Origin of the sequence: Polaromonas sp. CG_9.11 (assembly GCF_015752225.1) — a bacterium.
GTDB lineage: Bacteria > Pseudomonadota > Gammaproteobacteria > Burkholderiales > Burkholderiaceae_C > Polaromonas.
The window spans coordinates 1-1,261 of sequence record NZ_JADOVE010000072.1 but is presented as its reverse complement, the minus strand read 5'-3'; the positions used below and the strand labels follow the sequence as shown (position 1 = coordinate 1,261).

General features: G+C 66.1%; 1 protein-coding gene and 1 pseudogene. Both read left to right on the top strand.

From position 1 onward, the window contains the following. Window positions 1-275 (top strand): annotated as a pseudogene (locus IWX85_RS20155) (transposase); the annotation flags it as partial. After that, on the top strand, window positions 272-1,261 hold a 990-nt coding region (locus IWX85_RS20150), incomplete at its 3' end, for an IS3 family transposase (RefSeq protein ID WP_196870986.1). The pseudogene IWX85_RS20155 and the gene IWX85_RS20150, both read left to right, overlap by 4 nt.

Sequence of the window (1,261 nt, the reverse complement as noted above, 5' to 3'; positions counted from 1 at the left end):
AAGCCTTGAACGAAACCCATGGCTTCTCAAGCGAGGCGCTGCAGGCGTGGTGCCGCGAGCGCGGCGTGTTCGCCCACCATCTGGCGAGCTGGAAAGCGGCTTTCTGCGCGCCAGCCAAAGCGCTGGCGGATACGGGGCCATGGCGCAGCCTTAAGGACGAAAACGAGCAGCTCAAGCGCGAGCTGCTGCGCAAGGAAAAGGCGTTGTCGGAGGCAGCAGCGTTGCTGATGCTACAAAAAAAGTTCCGGGCGCTGTGGGAGGACGAGGTCAAATGACCAGCCTCTTGCAGCGCCGCCAGGTCATTGCGCTGGTGGCCCAGGCGACGCAAGCGGGCGCGCGCCAGGAGCGCGCCTGTGCCGTCATTTGCCTGAGCCGGCGAACCCTGCAGCGCTGGCAGCGCGAGCAGTGCCGGGCAGACCGGCGCCCCGCGCGGGTGCAGGCACCCACCAACAGGCTCAGCCAGGCCGAGCGCCAAGCCGTTCTGGCAGTGGCCAACTCGGACGAGTTCGGCCACTTGGCGCCCAGCCAAATCGTTCCCCGGCTGGCTGACCGTGGCGAATACATCGCCTCGGAGTCGAGCTTTTACCGCGTGCTCAGGGCTGCCAGGCAGCTGGGCCACCGCAGCGCCCAGCGGCCCGGCCAGCCGCGCAGCAAACCGCGCGCGCTGTGCGCTGCGGCACCCAACCAGTTGTTCAGCTGGGACATCACCTACCTGCCCACGCTCGTCACGGGGCACTACTTTTACCTGTACCTGTTTCTCGACATCTTCAGCCGCAAGGTCGTCGGCTGGCAGGTCTATGAAAACGAAAGCAGCGAACTGGCCAGTGAGGTCATGCGTGACATCTGCCTGCGCGAGCGCATCGCGCCCGGCCAGGTGGTGCTGCACTCGGACAACGGCAGTCCGATGAAGGGCGCTGCCATGCTCGCCACGCTGCAGGCTCTGGGGGTGATGCCTTCGCTTAGCCGTCCGTCGGTGAGCAACGACAACCCGTATTCGGAGTCGCTCTTCAGAACGCTGAAATACCGGCCCGACTACCCCGCCTGCGCGTTCGAGACTGTGCTGGCCGCACGCCAGTGGGTGAACGCATTCGTGAATTGGTACAACCTGGAACATCGCCACAGCGCCATTGGGTTCGTCACCCCGCACGAGCGCCATACGGGCCAGGACAGCGCGCTGCTGTCAAAGCGCGCCGACGTCTATGAAGCGGCCAAGGCGGCCAACCCCCGGCGCTGGAGCGGCGCCACGCGCAACTGGCAGCCC